The organism is Nocardia carnea NBRC 14403 (genome assembly GCF_000308515.1).
Taxonomy (GTDB): domain Bacteria; phylum Actinomycetota; class Actinomycetes; order Mycobacteriales; family Mycobacteriaceae; genus Nocardia; species Nocardia carnea.
This window is the reverse complement of record NZ_BAFV01000041.1, coordinates 43,501-64,249: the sequence shown is the minus strand read 5'-3', so window position 1 is coordinate 64,249 and position 20,749 is coordinate 43,501. Positions and strand designations below refer to the sequence as shown.

Annotated in this window: 18 protein-coding genes, 1 pseudogene and 1 riboswitch; of the genes and pseudogenes, 12 read left to right on the top strand and 7 right to left on the bottom strand. The window is 68.6% G+C overall.

From position 1 onward, the window contains the following. Positions 1-16 precede the first annotated feature (16 nt). The 7 genes and pseudogenes from ON22_RS15765 to ON22_RS15735 all read left to right on the top strand — a co-directional run bounded on the left by ON22_RS15765 (position 17) and on the right by ON22_RS15735 (position 8,777). Entirely contained in the window at positions 17-2,368 is a 2,352-nt protein-coding gene (locus ON22_RS15765) for a primosomal protein N' (RefSeq protein ID WP_033241623.1), read from the top strand. Positions 2,369-2,756: 388 nt separating this feature from the next. Then, complete coding sequence (locus tag ON22_RS15760) at positions 2,757-3,413, top strand: PadR family transcriptional regulator (RefSeq protein ID WP_033241624.1); 657 nt, start codon at positions 2,757-2,759, stop codon at positions 3,411-3,413. 62 nt (positions 3,414-3,475) lie between these two features. Further along, entirely contained in the window at positions 3,476-4,489 is a 1,014-nt protein-coding gene (locus tag ON22_RS15755; protein ID WP_373280864.1) for a lipase family alpha/beta hydrolase, read from the top strand. A gap of 214 nt (positions 4,490-4,703) precedes the next feature. Further along, a complete protein-coding gene (gene def, locus ON22_RS15750) occupies positions 4,704-5,246 on the top strand; it encodes a peptide deformylase (protein ID WP_033241625.1) in 543 nt (180 codons plus the stop codon). Then, a complete protein-coding gene (fmt, locus tag ON22_RS15745; protein ID WP_033241626.1) occupies positions 5,246-6,166 on the top strand; it encodes a methionyl-tRNA formyltransferase in 921 nt (306 codons plus the stop codon). Before def ends, fmt begins: the two co-directional genes overlap by 1 nt. A gap of 770 nt (positions 6,167-6,936) precedes the next feature. Continuing rightward, positions 6,937-8,349, top strand: a pseudogene (locus ON22_RS36335) (RsmB/NOP family class I SAM-dependent RNA methyltransferase); the annotation flags it as partial. A gap of 74 nt (positions 8,350-8,423) precedes the next feature. Further along, on the top strand, positions 8,424-8,777 hold the full coding sequence (locus tag ON22_RS15735) for an MmcQ/YjbR family DNA-binding protein (RefSeq protein ID WP_033241627.1): 354 nt from the start codon (positions 8,424-8,426) through the stop codon (positions 8,775-8,777). Positions 8,778-8,807: 30 nt separating this feature from the next. Here ON22_RS15735 and ON22_RS15730 read toward each other — a convergent pair whose 3' ends face one another. The 3 genes from ON22_RS15730 to ON22_RS15720 all read right to left on the bottom strand — a co-directional run bounded on the left by ON22_RS15730 (position 8,808) and on the right by ON22_RS15720 (position 12,444). After that, positions 8,808-10,973, bottom strand: a complete 2,166-nt coding sequence (locus ON22_RS15730) for a molybdopterin oxidoreductase family protein (protein ID WP_033241628.1) — start codon at positions 10,971-10,973, stop codon at positions 8,808-8,810. A gap of 113 nt (positions 10,974-11,086) precedes the next feature. Then, entirely contained in the window at positions 11,087-12,025 is a 939-nt protein-coding gene (locus tag ON22_RS15725; protein ID WP_081595605.1) for an RNA polymerase sigma factor SigF, read from the bottom strand. Next, positions 12,022-12,444, bottom strand: coding sequence for an ATP-binding protein (locus ON22_RS15720; protein ID WP_043740180.1), 423 nt, complete (start codon positions 12,442-12,444; stop codon positions 12,022-12,024). Before ON22_RS15720 ends, ON22_RS15725 begins: the two co-directional genes overlap by 4 nt. A gap of 187 nt (positions 12,445-12,631) precedes the next feature. On the opposite strand from ON22_RS15720, the gene rpe reads away from it, so the two are divergent. Further along, positions 12,632-13,303 (top strand): ribulose-phosphate 3-epimerase, encoded by a 672-nt coding sequence (gene rpe, locus ON22_RS15715; RefSeq protein WP_033242319.1) that lies wholly within the window; start codon positions 12,632-12,634, stop codon positions 13,301-13,303. Positions 13,304-13,487: 184 nt separating this feature from the next. Here rpe and ON22_RS15710 read toward each other — a convergent pair whose 3' ends face one another. After that, complete coding sequence (locus ON22_RS15710) at positions 13,488-13,949, bottom strand: hypothetical protein (protein ID WP_033241629.1); 462 nt, start codon at positions 13,947-13,949, stop codon at positions 13,488-13,490. Positions 13,950-14,616: 667 nt separating this feature from the next. Here ON22_RS15710 and ON22_RS15705 point away from each other — a divergent pair. From ON22_RS15705 to ON22_RS15690, 4 genes are all read left to right on the top strand, one after another. Then, positions 14,617-15,237, top strand: coding sequence for a riboflavin synthase (locus ON22_RS15705; protein WP_033241630.1), 621 nt, complete (start codon positions 14,617-14,619; stop codon positions 15,235-15,237). Positions 15,238-15,315: 78 nt separating this feature from the next. Further along, the gene (locus ON22_RS15700) at positions 15,316-16,560 is read left to right on the top strand and encodes a bifunctional 3,4-dihydroxy-2-butanone-4-phosphate synthase/GTP cyclohydrolase II (protein WP_033241631.1); all 1,245 of its coding nucleotides are present in this window, start codon (positions 15,316-15,318) and stop codon (positions 16,558-16,560) included. Between the two features lie 28 nt (positions 16,561-16,588). Continuing rightward, complete coding sequence (gene ribH, locus ON22_RS15695; protein ID WP_033241632.1) at positions 16,589-17,068, top strand: 6,7-dimethyl-8-ribityllumazine synthase; 480 nt, start codon at positions 16,589-16,591, stop codon at positions 17,066-17,068. A gap of 3 nt (positions 17,069-17,071) precedes the next feature. Next, on the top strand, positions 17,072-17,566 hold the full coding sequence (locus ON22_RS15690; RefSeq protein ID WP_051157679.1) for a PH domain-containing protein: 495 nt from the start codon (positions 17,072-17,074) through the stop codon (positions 17,564-17,566). 114 nt (positions 17,567-17,680) lie between these two features. Here the strand turns inward: ON22_RS15690 and ON22_RS15685 are convergent, their stop codons facing one another. The 3 genes from ON22_RS15685 to ON22_RS15675 form a co-directional block, all read right to left on the bottom strand. Further along, entirely contained in the window at positions 17,681-18,142 is a 462-nt protein-coding gene (locus ON22_RS15685) for a GNAT family N-acetyltransferase (RefSeq protein WP_033241633.1), read from the bottom strand. Positions 18,143-18,223: 81 nt separating this feature from the next. Beyond that, on the bottom strand, positions 18,224-18,544 hold the full coding sequence (locus ON22_RS15680) for a DMT family transporter (RefSeq protein ID WP_033241634.1): 321 nt from the start codon (positions 18,542-18,544) through the stop codon (positions 18,224-18,226). 9 nt (positions 18,545-18,553) lie between these two features. Continuing rightward, positions 18,554-18,621: riboswitch (guanidine-III (ykkC-III) riboswitch) on the bottom strand. Between the two features lie 123 nt (positions 18,622-18,744). Further along, complete coding sequence (locus ON22_RS15675) at positions 18,745-20,697, bottom strand: gamma-glutamyltransferase family protein (RefSeq protein WP_033241635.1); 1,953 nt, start codon at positions 20,695-20,697, stop codon at positions 18,745-18,747. Positions 20,698-20,749: the final 52 nt, after the last annotated feature.

Here is a 20,749-nt window from a genome sequence, read left to right as displayed (position 1 = left end):
GCATCCGATCGCCCGGGTGCTGCCCCTGCTCACCCCGGCCCATCTCGACCGCGATTTCGACTATCTGGTACCACCGGAATTGGACGAGATCGCCCGGCCCGGGGTCCGCGTCCGGGTGCGTTTCGCCGGGCGGCTGGTGGACGGCTATCTGTTGTCCAGGCATGCCGAGACCGACCATCCCGGCAAGCTGGTGCGGCTGGAACGAGTGGTCTCGGCGGAACAGGTACTCACCCCGGAGATCCTCCGGCTCGCCACGACCGTCGCCGCCCGCTGCGCCGGAACCCGCGCCGATGTCCTGCGCTTGGCGATCCCGCCCCGGCACGCGCGCGTGGAGAACGGTGGCGCCGGGAAGAAGGAATCGGTCGCGGCGGAACCGCAGCGTAGCGCCGGCCTGCCGCAGGTGACGGGACCGGCCACCGGGGAGACGGGGACCGCGGACGCCTCGGTCGACCTGCCGTCTTTCGGAGAAGCCAGCGAGGGCGGGCCGGCGGGCCCGTCGGCGCCACTCGCTTCGGAACCGGGTCACCACGACTCCGATCATTCGGCGGCTGGGGCCGAGCAGGCGCCGGCCGACGACCAGTGGGTCTCGGACGGTGCCGAGCGGATGTCGGACGGTGGCGATCGGGCGTATGCCCCATCGGTGGTTGCCGCTGTGGGCGTCACTCACAATCCTTCGGGGGTGGCAGACGCAGATTCTGGTGATCCACGGTATGAGGCCGGCAACGGGACCGTTCCGGCCGACGTCGACCTGGCGGCCTGGCGGCGGTATCGGCACGGGGAATCGTTTCTCACCGCACTCGCCGGGCGTAAAGGTGCGCGCGCGGCATGGCAGGCGCTACCGGGTGAGGATTGGGCGCGCCGGCTGGCCGAACTGGCGGCTGTCGTGGTGGCCGGTGGGCGTAGCGCGATCTTGATGGTTCCCGACCAGCGCGACCTGGACAGGGTGCTGCGCGAGTGTGAGTCGCTGGTCGGTGATTCGGCGGTCGGGCTCTCGGCGGGGCTGGGCCCGGCGGCCCGATACCGGCGCTGGCTGGCCGTTCTGCGTGGGACCGCACGGGTCGTGATCGGCACCCGCAGCGCTGTTTTCGCGCCGGCCGCCGACCTGGGACTCATCGCGATCTGGGACGACGGAGACGACACCTACGCCGAACCGCGGTCCCCGTACCCGCACGCCCGGGAGGTGTCGATGCTGCGTGCGCACGAAACCGGAGCGGCGTTCGTGGCCGCGGGTTTCGCGCGGACCGCGGAGGTGCAGGCGGTGGTGGAATCGGGCTGGGCGCACGATCTGCTCGCCGACCGGGCCACGGTGCGGGCGGCCGCACCCCGGATCGGCGCGCCGGGAGATTCCGATGCGGCCCTCGATCGCGACCCCATCGCGCGCGCGGTCCGGATTCCGGGCGCCGCCTTCGCCGCAGCCCGCCAGGCACTCGCCGCGGGGGAGGGGGTGCTGGTACAGGTGCCCCGCCGCGGGTATGTTCCGGCCCTGGCATGCACCAAATGCCGCACCCCGGCGCGCTGCCGGCAGTGTGTGGGCCCGCTGTCGTTGCCTGAAGGGGGTCCTGCGGCCCCCGCCGCGCAGGTCGCACACAGTCCGGTGTGCCGGTGGTGCGGGCGGACCGAGGCTGCTTTCCGCTGTCCCGGCTGCGGCGGGCGGGTGCTGCGCGCCGTGGTCATCGGCGCCGCCCGGACGGCGGAGGAACTGGGCCGGGCGTTTCCCGGGGTGCCGATCAGGGGGTCGAGTGGTGCCACGATGCTCGATACCGTCGAACCGGGCCCGCAGGTCGTGGTGGCCACTGTCGGGGCCGAACCGCTGCTACCCGGTGGTTACGGGGTCGGTCTGCTGTTGGACGGATGGGCGCTGCTGGGCCGCGCCGATCTCCGCGCCGCCGAGGACACCCTGCGCCGTTGGCTGGGCGCTGCCGCCCTGGTGAAAGCCGAGGGCCGGGTACTGGTGATGGCGGATCCGGGTGTGCCCACCGTGCAGGCGTTGCTGCGGTGGGATCCGGCCGGGCACGCGGCCGCTGAGCTCGGCCAGCGCACTGAGGTCGGGTTCCCGCCCGCGGTGCGGATGGCCGCGATCGACGGGACACCCGATGCGGTTGCCGAACTTCTCGCGGTCGCCGAGCTTCCGGCCGCCGCCGAGGTGCTGGGCCCGGTACCGCTGCCTGCCACTGCGCGCAAACCGTCGGTTTCTCGCACCGACGACGACCGCGGTACCCCGGTGGAGGTCGAGCGGGTGCTGTTACGCGTTCCTCGCCCGCAAGGTGGCGCGCTGGCCCGGGCACTGACCGCGGCGCAGGCCGTCCGCAGCAGCCAGCGTGCGGAAACTTCGGCGCGTGTGCAGATCGACCCCTTGGATATCGGCTGATCTGTATTCGCCCGTGATGTGGCAGCCCGGCGCCCGTTCCGGAAGTGGGACGCCCGTTCTGCCGGCGCGCACCGCGCTGCGACGGGTGTAAAAGGGCTACACCGTCGGCGTATTCGTGGCAGGCCGAGCAGCCCGGTTTCGGGTGCCCCACTCATGGGCCACCGTGTACTCGGGCGGTGCGCTGTCGGCCCGCCGAGGCCGTGTATCGGCATCTTCGCTGGCTCGGTTCAGCACACGACTCGACATTGCTGACGGCTGTCGGTTCGCGCTGTGCCCGCTGTAGGGGGTGTCGTTACCACCGCAATCTCGGACTCGGGGGTTGCCATGGATAGATTGCCGATATATCGTCGATGCTATGCAAACAGATCGAGTAGCTCAGGAGGCTGCAATGGAAGACATGGAGAACTCGGACTTTCGCAAGGAACGGCTCCGCTGGGCCCGGCGTCATCGTCCCGATATGGAACACGGGCCCGGCCGCGGCGGGTTCCGGCACGGTGGCCCACCCGGTTTCGGTGGTCCGGGCTTCGGGCCCGGTTTCGGCCCCGGTTTCGGTCCGGGCTTCGGCCGTGGGCGGGGGCGCGGTGGTCGCGGGCGGCGCGGAGATGTGCGGGCGGCGGTGCTGCTACTGCTCACCGAACGCCCGATGCACGGTTACGAACTGATCCAGCAGATCCGGGAACGCAGCGACGACCTGTGGCGCCCCAGCCCGGGATCGGTCTACCCCGCACTGTCCCAGCTGGAAGACGAGGGCCTGATCACCATCGAGAAGGTCGCCGGCCGGAAAACCGCGCAACTGACCGAGACGGGCACCGCCTACGTTGCCGAACACCGGACCGAACTCGGTGATCCGTGGGCCGAGGTCAAGGAAGGCGTCGGCGCCCACACCAGCGATCTACGTGCGCTGGTCCCACCGCTCATGGGCGCGATCGCGCAGGTCGCAGGCGCCGGCACCCCGGAACAGGCGGCCAAGGCGGCCGAGGTGCTCACCGAGGCACGCAAAGCGCTGTACCGCATCCTGGCCGGCGACGAGGACACCACGAAGTAACGGGGTGATCAAGACCTCGGCCACCGGTTTTCCGGCGTGGCGGGAAGGTGGAAGATTATGTGGTGAAACGTTTTCTGTGGTCGGCCCGCCGGCACGGCGGGTTCGGCAGGCGCGTGCTGACGGTGGCCGTCGCACTGGCTGGGTCGGTGTTGCTCGGCGCGGCCGCAAGCACCGCCCAGCCTGCCGGATACCTTCCCCCGGAGGTCCCCACCGAATGGGCGCCGCCGCAGGCCGATCATCTCGGCGCCGTGCTGTACATGAAGGATCATCCCGCCGCCGTACCGCGGGGAGTCAACGATTTCGGTTGTGTCCCGGACGCGGCCCATCCGCGTCCGGTGATCCTGGCCCACGGCACCGACGCGAGCGCGTACACCGATTGGTCGGCCATCGGCCCGCGCCTGGTCGACGAGGGGTTCTGCGTTTTCGCCCTCAACTACGGCGGTAAACCCGGCGCGATCAGCTTCGGCACCGAGGACATCGTGCTCAGCGCCCATCAGTTCGCCGACTTCGTGGACCAGGTCCGGTCCGCCACCCGGGCACCCCAGGTGGACCTGGTGGGCTTCTCCCAGGGCGCCAATATGACCCGGTACTACATCAACAAGCTGGGTGGCGCGCCCGCCGTTGCCACCTGGGTCGGTCTCGCATCCCCCACCTACGGCGGTGTCATGTACGGACTGGTGCCGGTGGCGCAGCAGATACCCGGCGCGCTGACCGTGGCGGAGAAGACGATCTCGGTGGCGGCCGTTCAACAGGCACAAGGGTCACCGTTCATGCTGGACCTCAACGCCGGCGGCGATACCGTCCCCGGCGTCCGATACGCGACGATCGGCAGCCGGGTCGACGAGATGATCCAGCCGTTCGGCAATATCGCACTGCGCGGGCCCGGAGTGGAGAACATCGTGGTGCAGGATCGCTGCCCCGCGGATCTCACCGGGCACTTCCATATGGTGTACGACCCGTTCGTGGCGCAACTGGTGCTCGAGGTTCTCGACCCGGGCCATGCGCCGGAGCCGGTCTGCGTGCCGGTCGCACTCGGCACCGGGATTCCCCAAGTGATCATCGGGGGAAATATCTGACAGCGTGTCCGATAACCGGCGGGCGCCCTTATCAGGCGTCGTCGGTGAAACGTCTTTATGGCGGGTTGCTGCCCAGGTAGCGGAACTCGGCACTGTGGCCGGGCGGCTGCGCGCGGTAGCTTCCGGGCGGGAAGACCCCGTATGTGTCGGTGGGTCCGCGGGGCGACCTAGAATGGATTCTTCTTGCCCAGTCTCATGTCTCCGGGAGCCGACCTTGACCGTCCAGTCCGTCCGCCTGTTCGGCGATCCGATCCTGCGAGCCCGCGCGACCGAGGTCACCGAATTCGGCCCCGAACTGCGGCAGCTGGTGACCGACCTGACCGACACCATGTACGACGACGGTGGGGTGGGGATGGCCGCGCCGCAGATCGGAGTCGGCCTGCGGGTCTTCGTCTACGACACCCGGGATGCCCGGGGCCACCTGATCAACCCGGTCTGGACCGCCCTCGACGACGAGGAACAGATCGGCCCGGAGGGCTGCCTGTCGATACCGGGAGTCAATCACGACACCCGCCGGGCCATGCGGGTGCGCGCGAGCGGGGTCGATATGACCGGCGCACCGGTCGAGTTCGAGGCCGAGGGACTGCTGGCGCGCTGTGTCCAGCACGAAACCGATCATCTGGACGGCACACTTTTCATCGACCGCCTCGATCCACCGGACCGCAAGCAGGCCATGCGCACCATCCGTGAGTCCGACTGGTTCACGGCCGGTATCACCGTCCGGCCCAGTCGCGCGCTGGCCGAGCGGGACCGCTGATGCGGATCGTTTTCGCCGGTACTCCCGAACCGGCCGTCCCGTCGTTGCGCCGGCTGATCGAATCGCGGCACGAGGTGATCGCCGTGATCACCCGCCCGGACGCTGTCGCCGGTCGTGGGCGGAAATTGCAGCGCTCGCCGGTCGGGCAGCTCGCCGACGAATACGGCATCCCGGTCCTGACACCGCGCAAACCTGCCGAACCCGAATTCGTCGAGGCCCTCACGGAGCTCGCGCCGGATTGCTGCCCCGTGGTCGCCTACGGCGCGCTCCTGCCCGCGGAAATCCTCGATATTCCGCGGCACGGCTGGATCAACCTGCATTTCTCGCTGCTTCCGGCCTGGCGCGGCGCGGCTCCGGTACAGGCGGCCATCGCGGCGGGCGACGAGATCACCGGGGCGTCCACGTTCCGGATCGAAACAGGCCTGGACACCGGGCCGGTCTACGGTGTGGTGACCGAACGGATCGCCGTCACCGATACTGCCGCGGACCTGCTGGCCCGGCTGGCCGACAGCGGGGCCGCCCTGCTCGAACAGACACTGCACGGTGTGGAAGACGGGACGTTGCAGGCGATTCCGCAATCCACCGAGGGCGTGTCCTACGCACCGAAGATCACCGTGGAGGCGGCGCAGGTGCGCTGGGATCAACCGGCCCTCGCGGTCGGCCGCGCGATCCGGGCGGTGACACCGCATCCCGGCGCCTGGACGACCGTGGCCGGTAACCGGCTCAAATTGGGCCCCGTGGAACTGGTCGAGGAGGCACTGCCGGAACGGCAGATCGATGTACGTAAAACCGGCGTCTACATCGGCACCGCGACCACCGCGGTACGCCTGGAGCAGGTGCAGCCGCAAGGCAAACGCATGATGGCGGCGCTGGACTGGGCGCGCGGCGCCCGCCTGGAGCCCGGCGCGGTGGTCGAATGACCGGCTCCGCCGAGCGGCCACGCGGTTTCCGGCGCCACCCCGAATCCACGGAGGGCGGGGCCGGCAGTATGGATCGCAATTCGGGCGCAGACCGCGGCGCGACCGGGCCGGGACCCCGTAATGCCCCCGATTCCCGCTCGCAGAACCGCGCCGGTACCGGTCGCGATCGCCCGGGTTCCTCGGCGGCGCCGAGCGATGGACACACCGACAGGCGGGCGAAGGGTACGAAGCCCGGTGGTCCCCACCGGAACGGAACCGGTCGAAACACCGAAGGCGGCGGCCGCCGGGGCGATTCCCCGGCGGAAAAGCGAGCGGGCCGTGATCGCCCCGGAGGTTTCGCGAAGGGCGACCACCGGGGGGACGCCGGACCCGGCGGGAAGTCATCGGGTTTCGGTGGGAAACGGTCGGACTACCGGGGCGAGGGGCCGGCCCGTCGCGAAAAGCAAGGGCGCGGGCCGGATTCGGGCGGCCGCGCTGCCGGTCGGGGCGCACCGGCACATGGCGGCCGGTCGGATCCTCGGCAACGCAACGAATTCGGCGAGGGCCGAGCGGATCGGGGCCGCGCGAACAGTGGTCGCGAGGGTGGCCCGCATTCGAGCGAACGCCGGGATACGGGCGCAGGCCGGGATACGGGGGCAGGTCGGCGTGGTGACACTTCCGCGCGGTCCGAGGGCCGCGGGAGCTCCCGGGCAGCCGAGGGCGGCGACAGGCGCAGCACGAACGGGCCGCGACGGCGCGAGGACGACCACCGGCGTTCGGGTGGCGGATCCAGGACGTCCGGTGCCGGTAAGCGGTCCGGTACCGACCGGACACGTCCCGGCCGTGGAGAATCCACGGCGCGGCCGAAACGGGTCAAGGATCCGGCGCGCACCGTCGCGCTGGAAACCCTGCGCGCGGTCCGGGAGCGGGATGCCTATGCCAACCTGGTGCTCCCGGCGTTCCTGCGCGAATACTCCGTGCAGGGCCGTGATGCCGCGCTGGCCACCGAACTGGGGTACGGCGCGTGCCGCAGCCTCGGCGTTCTCGATGCGGTGATCGCCGAATGCGCCGGCCGGGAGATCACGGATATCGACGGTCCGCTGCTGGATGTCCTGCGCCTCGGCACCTATCAATTGCTGCGCACTCGTGTCGAACCACATGCCGCCGTGCATACCGCGGTGGAACTTGCTCGTGCCGAATCCGGTGCGAGCCGCGCCGGATTCGTCAACGCTGTACTGCGCAGGGTCACTGAACGCTCACCGGACGACTGGGTGGCGCGGCTGGCCCCGCCGGACCCGGTCGGCCGGTTGGCCTTCGAATACGCGCACCCGGAATGGATCGCCCAGGCCTTCGCCGACGCACTCGGTCCTGATGCGGGTGAACTGCGTGATCTGCTCGCCGCCGATGACGCCCGTCCGGTGGTGCATCTGGTGGCCCGTCCCGGTGATATCACCGCCGAGGAACTCGCTCTCGTCACCGGCGGTGAGGAAGGCCGCTGGTCCCCGTACGCGGTGTATCTCGAGGGCGGCGACCCGGGCTCGCTGGAACCGGTCCGCGAGGGAATGGCGGCGGTACAGGACGAGGGCAGTCAGCTGGTGGCGCTCGCGCTCACCCGCGCATCGCTGCACGGCCCGGATACCGGACGCTGGCTCGATCTGTGCGCGGGGCCGGGCGGTAAAACCGCACTGCTGGGTGCGCTCGCCGGTATCGACGGCTACCGGGTGGATGCGGTGGAACCGGCCGCGCATCGCGCCGAAATGGTGCGTTCGGCGACCCGGGACATGCCGGTCGAGGTACATATCGCCGACGGCCGCGACAGCGGTCTGCCCGCCGGTTACGACCGGATCCTGGTCGACGCCCCGTGCACCGGACTGGGCGCCCTGCGCCGCCGCCCGGAGGCCCGCTGGCGGCGCACCCCGGGAGATGTCGCGGAGCTGGTGGCGCTACAACGTGAACTGGTGACCGCGGCCTGGGATCTGCTGCGACCCGGCGGCGTCCTGGTCTACTCGACCTGCTCCCCGCACCTACCCGAAACCGTTGCGGTGGTGGCGGATACGGTGCGTCGTACCGGGGCCGAACAGTTGGACGCCCGCGAGCTGCTCCCCGGCGTCACCGGGCTCGGCGCCGGACCGGCGGTGCAGTTGTGGCCGCACCGGCACGGCACCGACGCCATGTTCGTGGCCGCCCTGCGCAAACCGCAGTAGCGCGGCAGCCGGGCTCGCGCGGCAGGCGACGGATTTCCAAGCCTGCCGCCACCGACCCGGGCAGACTCGACGGTATGAGCCTCACCTGGGAGAACGTAGTCGGACTTGCCACCGAACTACCGGAAGTCGCGGAATCGACCTCCTATCGGACCCCGGCGCTGAAGGTATCGGGTAAGAGTTTCGCTCGATTGCGCACGGAGGCCGAGGGCGGTCTTGCGCTGCGCTGCGAGATGACGGAGAAACAAGCCCTGCTGGCCTCCGGCGATCCGGCCTTCTACACCACCCCGCACTACGACGGATATCCCTACATCCTCATCGACCTGGAGCGGGTCGACACCGGGCAATTGCGGGAACTACTCGACGCCGCGTGGTGGCTCGTCGCTCCCGCGAAGTTACGCAAAACCAGAGATCAAGCAACCGGCGGATAGCTGGACGAGGACGCATATCGTCTCGGCGTATCAGCCGGCGGTGGCCGCCGCTGTCCCGGCCGGTTCGATCTTGACCCAGGTGCTGTTCACCGCGGCGGTCCCCGAGATACGGTCCACCTGCTCCGGATCGTGCAGCAGGTTGACGTTGGCGCCCGGCAGCGAGGCCGCCACGGTCCAGCCGACGCCCGGTTCGCGGTGCCCCCAGCCGTGCGGGATGGCTACCGTCCCGGGCCGGATATCGGTGCTGATCTCCACCGGTACCGCGATGGCACCGATCGGCGAACTCACGGTCGCCTGGTCGCCGTCGGCCAGGCCGCGTGCGGCGGCATCGTCGGGATGCATCAGCGCGGTGCAGCGGTCGCGGCCCTTCACCATCGACGGCACATTGTGCAGCCACGAATTGTTGCTCCGCAGATGGCGGCGGCCGATCAGACGCAGGTCGAAACCCTGGCCGCGCGCGGAGCCGGCGTCGGCGAGCAACCGGCGTGCTTCGGCGACGAAGCTTGCCGGCGCGAGCTGCACCTTCCGGTCAGCGGTGGCGATGAGGGACGGCAGCCGGGGACGCAGCGGTCCCAGATCGATCCCGCCGCGGGCCGCGCGGACTTTCGTCAGGGTGACGCCGCGGCGGCCCCGGCGGAGTACACCGTGTGGGCCGACCGCGATACCCAAGGCTGCCGCGCGCACCGGGCTGAATCGGGCGAATACCGCGTTGAGGGCCCGGCCGGTCAGCGAACGGACCGGCAGCGGCAGGATCTCGGTGGTCAGCCGGGCCATGATCTCCCAGTCCTCGAGACCGTCCGCCGGGGCGTCGACCGCCCGCGCGTTGTAGCGAATGTTGTTGTGCACGCTGAACATGGTCAGCAGGATGTCGAGATCCTCGCGTTCCAGCGGCGATACCGGCGGCAGGATGATATCGGCGTGGCGGGTGGTTTCGGTGATGTACATATCCACGGCCACGTAGAAGTCCAGGGAACTCAGCGCCTTGTCCAGCTGCCCGCGCTGCGGGGTGGACAGAACCGGGTTCCCGGCATAGGTGATCATGGCGCGGATCTGTTCCGGGCCCTCGTCCAGGATTTCGGAAGCCAAGGCGGCCACAGGCAGTTCGAAGCGGAACGATTTGTACTTGCCCGAGCGGTCGGTCCAGGCACCGTGGAACGGTGGCATCCGCCGCGCCAGCGGCAGCAGGTCCACCGCGGGGGTGGCGTACATCTGGCCACCGGGCCGGTCGAGGTTCCCGGTGACCGCGTTGATGGTGTTGACCAGCCAGTGGGTGATCGTCCCGGTGAGCGTCTGGCAGACCCCGATCCGGGCGTACATCACCGCCGATTTCGCCTCGGCGTGTTCGCGGGCCAGTCGCCGGATGGCCGCGGCGTCGACGCCTGCGTACGGTGCGGCCTCCTCGGGGGAGAACCCGGATACCAGCTGCCGCAACGTATCCGATCCGGCGCACTGCGTGCGGACGGCGGTCCGGTCGCACAGGTCCTCGGTGAGCAGTACGTGCAGGACGGCCAGCAACAGGTACGGGTCGCCGCCCGGCAATACGGCGAGATGTTCGTCGGCCAGCCGCGCGGTTTCGGTCCGCCGTGGGTCGATCACCACGACCTTGCCGCCGCGGGCCCGTACTTCCTTGATCCGGTTCTTGGCGCCCGGCATGGTGGTCACCGAACCGTTGGACACCGCCGGATTGGCGCCGATGATCACCAGCCGATCGGTGCGGTCGATATCGGCGATGGGCATCAGGAAATTCGAGCCGTACATCTGCCAGGCCACGAACTCCTGGGGGAACTGATCGATGGAGGAAGCGGTGTAGAAGTTGCGGGTCATCAGGCCGACCCGTAAGGCCATGGCGTACATGATCGCCGAATTGTGTGCTGCAGGATTACCGAGGTACATACCGACCGCGTGGGGGCCGTGGTCGCGCCGTACCTGCCGCAGCCGGGCGCCGACCTCCCGGAACGCCTCGTCCCAGCCGATCGCCTCGAACCGGTCTCCCACCCGCCGCATCGGAGTGCGTAACCGATCCGGATCGTCGTGGAGGCCGGCCATCGCCGTCGCCTTGGGACAGATGTACCCCTTGGACAGCACGTCCTCGGGGTTTCCTTCGATCCTGGTGACGGCCGAATCCTCGACGGTTACCAGGATGCCGCAGTGGGCCTCACACAGGGTGCACTGCCGGGCGACGGTTTCTGTGGTCATGGCCTCACCTTGTGAATGGTTCGTTGAGATAATTACCCACTCGATCTCTCACAGATGAGGGTAGACCGATCCGCGAACCAGACACAACAGTTACCGGAAACGAACCGGCGCACTTACTCCCGCGACGACTGTTCCCGCAGCCGCGCCAGGGTTTTCGTGAGAATACGCGATACGTGCATCTGCGATATCCCCATCTGCTGGGCGATCTGCGTCTGGGTCATCGATTCGAAGAACCGCATGGTCAGGATCCGGCGCTCCCGCTCCGGGAGGCCCGCCAGTAGCGGCCGGATCGCCACATACTCCTCGACCCGGTCGAACTGCGCCTCCTCCTCGCCGAGCGTGTCCAGCAGCGAGGCATCGGTATCGCGGCCGACCGACGCCGCATCGATCGATGTCGGCTGGTAGGCGTTGCCGGCGATCACGGCCTGCGTTACTTCGTCGGGATCCACATCGAGCTCGGCCGCGATCTCCTTGGCCGTCGGCGACCGGCCCAGCGATTGCGAGAGGGCATCCACCGCCGCACCGATACGCAGATGAGTTTCTTTCACCCGGCGCGGCACCCGCATCGCCCAGGTGTTGTCCCGGAAATACCGGCGTACCTCGCCCATGATCGTCGGCACCGCGAACGACAGGAAATTCGAACCGCGCGACACATCGAAACGATCTACCGCGTGCACCAGTCCCACTCGGGCCACCTGGGTCAGATCGTCGAACGGCTCCCCGCGGCCACTGAACTTGCGGGCGATATGGTCGGCCAGCGGGATACAGCGGCCGATCAGCTCGTTACGCAGCGTGGCATGCTGCGCCGATTCCGGTTCCGCGGCCGCCAACTGCGTGAACAGGCCCGCGACATCGTCGTACCCGCCGGCCTTACCCGAATCCGCCAGCTCCGCCTCGGTCTCGGAATCGGCGTCCGGGGCCGAGGCGGCTTCCGCAGCCGATCGGGCCTCCGCGGCCGCCGCGGTATCGGGGCCCGGGCCGGAATCGGGTTCCGGACCATGAGTATCGGGCGTGCCGGTAGGAGGGTCGAGCGGCTTGTCCTGTTCGGTCACGCTTTCCCCCGGACCCGACGGAACTCGACCGCTGTCGGAAATCCGGAAACCTGCTGGTCGAAGGGCTCTTGCCGGGCGTCCACCGCATCGGTCAGGGTACGCAGCACATGCCAGCCGAAACTGCGCGAATCGGGCAGCCCCTCCCGGCCTGCGACCCCGGCGACGCGCACTCGCAGATCGGTCTCGCCGATGGTGAACACGCACAGCAGGCTGGTATCGGGTGCCGCCAGGCCGATCAGCGTCGAACAGGCCTCGTCCACCGCGAGCCGGATATCGGCGACCTCGTCCAAGGTGAAATCGCTGAGCAGGACCAGAGTTTCGGCGAGACCGCGCACGATCGGCAGCTGCGTCACCGATGCCGCCACTCGAATCTCCACCGGGGAGCCGTGAATCCCCTCTTCCGCCGAAGTATTGATCACTCTGGCAGGTTACTGGGTTTGCGGCGTATCGGCGCGCCCGGGGTTTCGCGCCCCTTGCACCGGCGAATCCCCGCAGCCCGACCCGGCACGTCGGCGCGGTCGGGCGCATTCGGCGGCGGCGCCGGACCGCACTAGACTGCGCCGCGTGACTGCGTCCGAGCCCACCTTCACCCGTCCGGCGGCCCCGATGATCGCCCCGTCCATCCTGTCCGCGGATTTCGCGCGGCTGGCCGATGAGGCCGAGGCGGTGGCGAGTGCCGACTGGCTACACGTCGATGTGATGGACGCGCATTTCGTGCCGAACCTGACACTGGGTCTGCCGGTGGTGCAGAGCTTGCTGAAGGCCACCGATATTCCGCTGGACTGCCATCTGATGATCGAGGATCCGGCGCGATGGGCGCCGCCCTACGCGGAGGCCGGCGCCTACAACGTGACCTTCCACGCCGAGGCGACCGACGATCCGGTGGCGGTGGCCCGGGATATCCGGGCGGCCGGGGCGAAAGCCGGACTGTCGGTGAAACCGAATACGCCGATCGAGCCGTACCTGGAGATTCTCCGCGATTTCGACACCCTGCTGGTGATGAGTGTCGAGCCGGGGTTCGGCGGCCAGTCGTTCATTTCCGCCGTACTGGACAAGGCGAAGACCGTGCGGCGGCTGGTCGACGCGGGGGAGTTGCGGCTGGTGGTGGAGATCGACGGCGGGATCAACGCCGACACCATCGAACAGGCCGCCGCGGCCGGGATCGACTGTTTCGTTGCGGGATCGGCCGTGTACAACACTGCCGACCCGGGCGCGACCGTGGAGAAACTGCGCGGTCAGGCGGCCGCGGCCAGGTCAGCGCATCACGCCGCACACTGAACCCCGGTCGCGTCCGCGCGGGGGTATTCCGCGGTAACGACCCACTCGACTGCGCCTGCGATTCGGTGACCGCCGTGGCCGGGCGGCTCGTCAACGATGTCCGACCGCCGGCAGTGGTCCGGCCGCCGGGGTGCGTATCTGCGACTCGCGCGCATAGAGCGACTCCCCGGGGCCGGTCGCGCACTCAGGAAGTGTGGTGAGCGCTCGCGCAGACCGCGTCGATCACCGCTTGCTGCGGGGGCCGGGTGCCGTAGGTATCCGGCCCGGCCACCCATAGTCGGTAACCGCTGGCTTCGTCCTCGGCGGAGGGCAGCACGATCTGGCTACCGGTGCCGGCAACCGTGGTGTAACGGCGGAACAGTTCGGCCGCGGCAGCGGCCGGGAATTCGTTGTGTCGAGTGGGGCCGGTGAGGAACGTCCAGCGCCCGGCCCTGGGATGTGCGAAAACCGGCCCGGCCGATCCGGCGGCCCGGAGCCGCTGCAGTACCGGTTCGCCGAGTTCGGTGGGCATGGTCACCGCTCCGTAGGCGGCGCCGATATGCAGCAGGATGCGTTGCGATACCGGATCGACCACGGCCGGCAGCAGATCCCGCTCCCGGTATCGCCGGCAATGCTGGTCGAGGGCGGACTCGGTGAATGTGGTCATGACGCTCGGGCTTCCTCGAGTGGTGGACGTGCCTGATCGGGTGCGGTCTCGGTGGTCCGCGCGGATCCGCCCGGTGCTGTCACCGCGGGATCCGGTAGCCGGACAACACTGTCGCTGGGGTGAGGGGTGCCGGATCGCCGATCCGCGGCCGTAGGTTCCGGCCGCGTTGTGGTGATTCGATCCGGTTGTTCGTGAAGGCTTGTGGCGCACGGTCTTCCGCGGCGGTGGCCGTCATCGGTGAATATCGTGCCCGGCCGCGCCGCGGGGTGGTCGAGGGCGGTGGACCGATCACCTCACCATATTGCGTCGGCCGGTGTGAGCGCGCAAATCGAGGAACATTTCCGGTTTCGATGCGGTCTCGGCCGGGAAAAGATGAATCGCCGGGAACCGGTCCGGACCATATAGTCGCTCGTTGGAGGGTTTACCTGTCCTTGTGTGGAAACTGTGATGACGGTCATTCAACCGAAAAATTTCCGGCCGGGGCCGAGGAGGTCCGCTCGGCCGTGCCGCACCGGTATGTGATCGGACCAACGGCGTTCCGGCGAGTGGGCGGCCATGGTTCGCGGGCGCGGGCGCCAACTAGTCTGGTCGTGGACGGCGAACTGGGAATATTCGGTACCGCTGGCGCCGTTCCGTAGGCGGAACACCGATGCGAACGGGAGAAGGCATGTTCACAGGCATTGTCGAGGAGCTGGGTGAGATCGTCGCCTGCGAACAGTTGACCGATGCGGCCCGGCTGACCATCCGCGGCAAACTGGTCACCTCCGATGCCGGGCACGGCGATTCCATTGCGGTCAACGGAGTGTGCCTCACCGTGGTCGATGTCATCGACGATGTGTTCACCGTCGATGTGATGGGCGAAACGCTGCGCCGGTCGAGTATCGGCGGTCTCGTCCCCGGTGCGCAGGTCAATCTCGAGCGGGCCGCCGCCGTGAACAGCCGTCTCGGCGGCCATATCGTGCAGGGCCATGTCGACGGCACCGGTACCGTCCTGACCCGCACGCCCGGCGAGAACTGGGAGGTCGTCCGGATCTCGCTGCCCGACCCGATCGCCAAATATGTGGTGGAGAAGGGGTCCATCACGGTGAACGGTATTTCGCTCACCGTATCCGGGCTCGGCCGCGCCGGAACACCGGCCGCCGACGGCGCCCGCGACTGGTTCGAGGTCTCCCTCATCCCGACCACACTGAGCCTGACCGATCTCGGCTCCGCCGCTGCCGGGACCGTGGTGAACCTGGAAGTCGATGTGATCGCGAAGTACGTCGAGCGCCTCCATCAGCGCGGTTGATACTTCCGGCCGCGCCCGGACGGGCCGGACGGACCCAGTAGTGTGATCAGCGACCAATCGAGATGGAGCATTGCAGACGTGACCAGGTTCGACAGCATCGAGCGCGCCGTCGCCGATATCGCGGCCGGTAAACCGGTCGTCGTGGTCGACGACGAGGACCGGGAGAACGAGGGCGACCTCATCTTCGCCGCCGAGAAAGCCACCCCGGAGCTCGTGGCGTTCATGATCCGGTACACCTCGGGGTATATCTGCGTACCGCTCACCGGTGACGATTGCGACCGTCTCGGCCTGCCGCCCATGTACGCGGTGAACCAGGACAAGCACGGGACCGCCTACACCGTCTCCGTCGATGCCAAGGAAGGCGTGACGACCGGTATCTCCGGCGCCGATCGCGCCACCACCATCCGGTTGCTCGCCGACGGCGATGCCAAACCCAACGATTTCACCCGGCCGGGGCATGTGGTGCCGCTGCGCGCCAAGGACGGCGGGGTGCTGCGGCGTCCCGGCCACACCGAGGCCGCGGTGGATCTGGCCCGGATGGCGGGCCTACGGCCCGCGGGCGTGATCTGCGAGATCGTCAGCCAGAAGGAAGACGGGCATATGGCCCGCACCGATGAGCTGCGCGTTTTCGCCGACGAACACGAACTGGCGTTGATCTCCATCGCGGAGATGATCTCCTGGCGCCGTAAGCACGAAAAGCATGTGGTGCGGGTGGCGCAGGCGCGGATCCCGACCGTGCACGGCGAGTTCACCGCGGTCGGGTACCAGAGTATCTACGACGATGTCGAGCACGTGGCACTGGTCCGCGGCGATATCGGTGACGGCGAGGACGTCCTGGTCCGGGTGCATTCGGAATGCCTCACCGGTGATGTGTTCGGTTCGCTGCGCTGCGATTGCGGCCCGCAACTGGACGCGGCCATGGAAATGGTGGCCGCCGAGGGGCGCGGTGTGGTGCTGTACATGCGCGGGCACGAGGGCCGGGGAATCGGCCTGATGCATAAACTGCAGGCCTATCAGCTGCAGGATTCCGGGCACGATACCGTCGACGCCAATATCGAACTCGGGCTGCCGGCCGATGCCCGCGATTACGGCACCGGCGCGCAGATCCTGGTCGATCTGGGCCTGCGGTCGATGCGGTTGCTCACGAACAACCCGGCGAAACGGGTCGGGCTCGACGGTTACGGCCTGCGGATCACCGAACGCGTACCGATGCCGGTGCGGGCCAATGCCGAGAACCTGCGCTATCTGCGCACCAAACGTGACCGGATGGGTCACGACCTGGTGGGTCTGGACGATCTGGACCTCGGGGAGACAGCACAGTGACCGTAGCCGGATCGAAAGGCGGAAACCGATGAGCGGCACCGGCGTACCGGAGTTCGCGCTCGCCGACGCGCAGGGCTTGCGCCTGGCCATTGTCGCCTCGCGCTGGCATACCGAGATCTGCGACACCCTCGTGGCCAACGCCGAGCGGGTGGCCGCGGACGCGGGCATCCGGCACACCACCGTCGCCCGGTGCGCCGGGGCGATGGAATTGCCGGTACTGGCGCAGGAGCTGGCCCGCACTCATGACGCAGTGGTCGCGCTCGGTGTGGTGATCCGCGGCGATACCCCGCATTTCGAGTATGTCTGCGATGCGGTGACCGCCGGGCTGACCCGGGTCTCGCTGGACGAGAGCACCCCGGTCGCCAACGGTGTCCTCACCACGAACAACGAACAGCAGGCGCTGGACCGGGCCGGGTTGCCCGACTCGGTGGAGAACAAAGGCGAGCAGGCGGCCGCGGCCGCGCTGGATGCCGCCCTGACCCTGCGCGGGCTGCGCGCGGCGGGCTGAACGATGCCGGTAGTGCGTATCCTGCGGCGGGGTGTGAGCCCGGCCGCGGATCAGCCGTCCGAGTGGGAGTTCGACGTGCGCCCGCGTAAAGCGCGCCGGACCGCGTTCATCGTGGCCATCTGTCTGGTGGTGGCCTTCGTACTGCTCGGGGTGTTCCTCCGGGTGGACTACACCGGGGTGAACTTCCGGGTGGTCGATCAATTCGCGATGGCGTGTATCGGCATCTTCGGCGCCATCGCCGTACTACTTCTCACCAGGCCACGGGTACGTGCCGGTGAACGCGGTGTCGTGGTACGTAATGTGTTGGGCGACAATGAATTCGAATGGAAACACGTTCGTGGCGTGTCCTTCCCCGACCGGAAGGCGTGGGCCCGGCTGGAGCTGGTGAACGACGACTACGTTCCCATGCTGGCCATCCGCTCCAACGACGGTGAGCGCGCCGCCGCCGCCCTGGACCGCCTCCGCGAGCTCGGCGCGAAGTACACCGACGCCGCCTGACCCACGGCGGTCGACGCGCAGGGCCGGTCGAGTAGTGGGCCGGCGCGACGATGCGGGTTGCTCCGCCGTGGGAACCCGATCCCGGCCGGCCGCGGTCCTCGGCGCCGCCGGGCGTCACCGAGAAGGAAACTGCTTGTCCATATGCATCGATGAAACGCGGTACCCGTTCCGGCGGTACAGCGCGATCGCTGCCGCATTGTCGCCCACCACATTCAACCCCAGCCTGGTCCGGTGCTCGGCGGCAACCAGATCCTCTGCCACGGCCGGCATCGCAGACCCGTAGCCCCTGCGGCGGAAGCGTTCGAACACGTTGATGTCATACAGCCACGCAGATTCGGCTGTGCCGGTCGTATCCTGCGGGTCGGGCCCGATCCATGCATTGCCGACAACCTCGCCGGACTCGTTCTCGGTGACGACGAGGTGATGGCCTGCGGTATCGGGCCCGTCGGGAAGGAAGTGCGCCGTACCCTGTCGCGACCGCTTCCACGCCTCCGCTTCGGGCATGAATTCGGCGAGTGCACGGGCTCCTTCGGCTTCGCGATGCCGCGTTGCCTGCTCGTACTCCGCCTCGGTCATCTTCCGCAACGTCACAATCGGTGCGTCTATAGCAGCCATCTTGGGCCGGACTGTGCGGACGTCAAAACGATTTTGTGTTGCTCAGTGGGCGAGCTTCAGCCCGACCACTCCGGAAATGATCATCGTCAGGAAGAGCAACTTCCCGATCGTGACCGGTTCTTCGCCAGTGGCCATCGCATAGATGACGGTGAGTACCGCTCCGATACCCACCCACACCGAGTAGGCAGTGCCCACCGGAAGATCGCGCATTGCGTAGGCGAGCCCGCCCATGCTGGCAACGAGTGCGACGACGAACAGCAGGGTGGGCGGCCATTTGGAGAAGCCTTCGGTTTTGCCGAGAGCGGTGGCCCACACCGCTTCCAGCACACCGGATACGACGAGAACGATCCATGCCGATGCCATGACGACCTCCGCGGGTCGTCTTGTCGCACGCCGGGTACGACCCTCTCGTCCGGAAGCCCACCTCATCGGGGCTATGAACCCAAAATCGCACATCCGCTACCGGCCGGCAACCTTTCCGCCTGATTCGGCGAGGCAACTCACAGTGGGAGCCCCGGAAAGACCTCCAAGCTCAGCTCCGGCCCGGCATAAGGTTCACCGAATCAGCGAGTATCGCCCAGCACTTCGCCTTCGCGCCGCGGGTCGGCTCCGCCGATCCAATGGTTCTCACCGTCGCGGCTCAGGACGCTGAGCCCGCTCGTCTGCGGCGCCACCGAAACCTGGTGCCCACGCTCGCGCAAGGCTGTGACGAGCGGGTCGTGGGAGCCGTCATCGCGTGTATCGATCGCGGGATGCTCCCCGCCCACCCCGGTGAGCGGGGTGTTCGCGGCACCGAACGATACGGCGGAGACCGCCTGTTGCGGATCCAGGCCCCAGTCCAGCATGCCCACCAGGGTTTTCACCACGAACTGGATGATCACCGAACCCCCGGGTGAGCCGACCACATGGGTGAGCGTGCCGGGCCCGGGTCCGGGGCCGGGTTCGAAGACCAGAGTCGGGCTCATGGAGCTGCGTGGGCGTTTACCCGGTTCGACCCGATTCGCCACGGGAACGCCGGCGGTATCGACCGGATCGGCCGAGAAATCGGTGAGCTGGTTGTTCAGCAGGAATCCGTCGACCATGTGGAACGAGCCGAACGCCGATTCCACGGTGGTGGTCATGGCCGCGGCATTGCCGTAGGAATCGACCACCGAGATATGGCTGGTGCCGTGCTCGGGGGTCTGGGGCCCGGCTCCCAGCGTGGTGGGGCCGAAGTCGCCGGGCCGGGCGGTGCCCATGCTGCGACCCGGATCGATGAGCCCGGCCCGCTCTCGCAGATATTCCGGGTCGACCAGGGTCTGCGGGGAACCGCCGGGCGGTGGAACATAATCCGGGTCGGCGATGTATTTGTCGCGGTCGGCGTAGGCAAGCCGCTCGGCCTCCGCGATCAGATGGACGGCCTCGGCGTGCGGGACTCCGCCGTTGCGGTCGATCCGTTCGGGCGGCAGGGCTGGGATATCGAAGTTCTCCAGTATGCCGAGGGTGGCCGCGACGGTAGTGCCGCCGGAGGACGGACCCGGCATTCCGCAGATCTCGTGTTCCCGGTACCCCGTGCACAGCGGTGTGCGCTTCACCGCCCGATAGCCGGCCAGATCCGCGGCCGTCAAGGCGCCGGGAGTGCGGCCGCCGGTGGTCGCCGCGGTGGCGGCAACGATGTCCTGCGCGATGGGCCCGGTGTAGAAGGCATCAGCGCCCTCGGTGGCCAGTGTGCCCAAGGTTTTCGACAGCGCCGGATTGGTGAGTACCGTCCCGGCGGGTTTGGGGGAGCCGTCCGGTTCGAGGAAGTATTCGGCGGCCGCCTGATCGCGGGCCAGCTCGGGCGCGGATTCGGCGATCTGCCCGGCCAGCCGCGGACTGATCTCGAATCCCTGATCGGCGAGGGCGACGGCGGGGTCGAACAGTTCGCGCCAGGCGGTGTGCCCGTGCTCGGCATGCACCATCCCGAGCATGCGCACGACCCCCGGGACCCCGATGGAGCGCCCGCTGGCGCGGGTATCCGGCCGCGGTTCGGTGCGGTCGGTATCGCTGATCCAGCGCAGATAGTTCTCCGTTGCCGCCGCCGGCGCGGTCTCCCGCCCGTCGTAGGCCTCGACGGTCGCGTTCTCCGCGTTGTAGTACAGCAGGAAGGCGCCGCCGCCGAGTCCGGAAGCCTGTGGTTCGGTGATCCCGAGCACGGTCTGTGCGGTGATCAGCGCATCCGCCGCGGTACCGCCGGCGCGCAGGACCTCGCAGGCGGCGCGGGTCGCGTGCGAGTTGGCGGTGGATACGGCATATCCCGTGGTGCGTACGGCGGTCATATCGGACCGGTAGCCGGAGGCGATCTCCGGGTCGGTCGCGAGATCGCGGGTGGCCGGTGCCGCCGAGCCGGTGCCGGGGGCGGCGGTGACGGCGGTGCCGTTGGGCACCGGCGCACACGGTCCCGCGGTATCGGTCTCGCCGGAACATCCGCTGAGGGATGCGGCCACGAGCAGGCCCGTAATGGTCAGTGCGTACCGAATCCGTTGTACCGGGCGCATATTCCGAACTGTAGCCGTCCGGTACGACTCTCGGCGGCCGAACCGCCGAGCG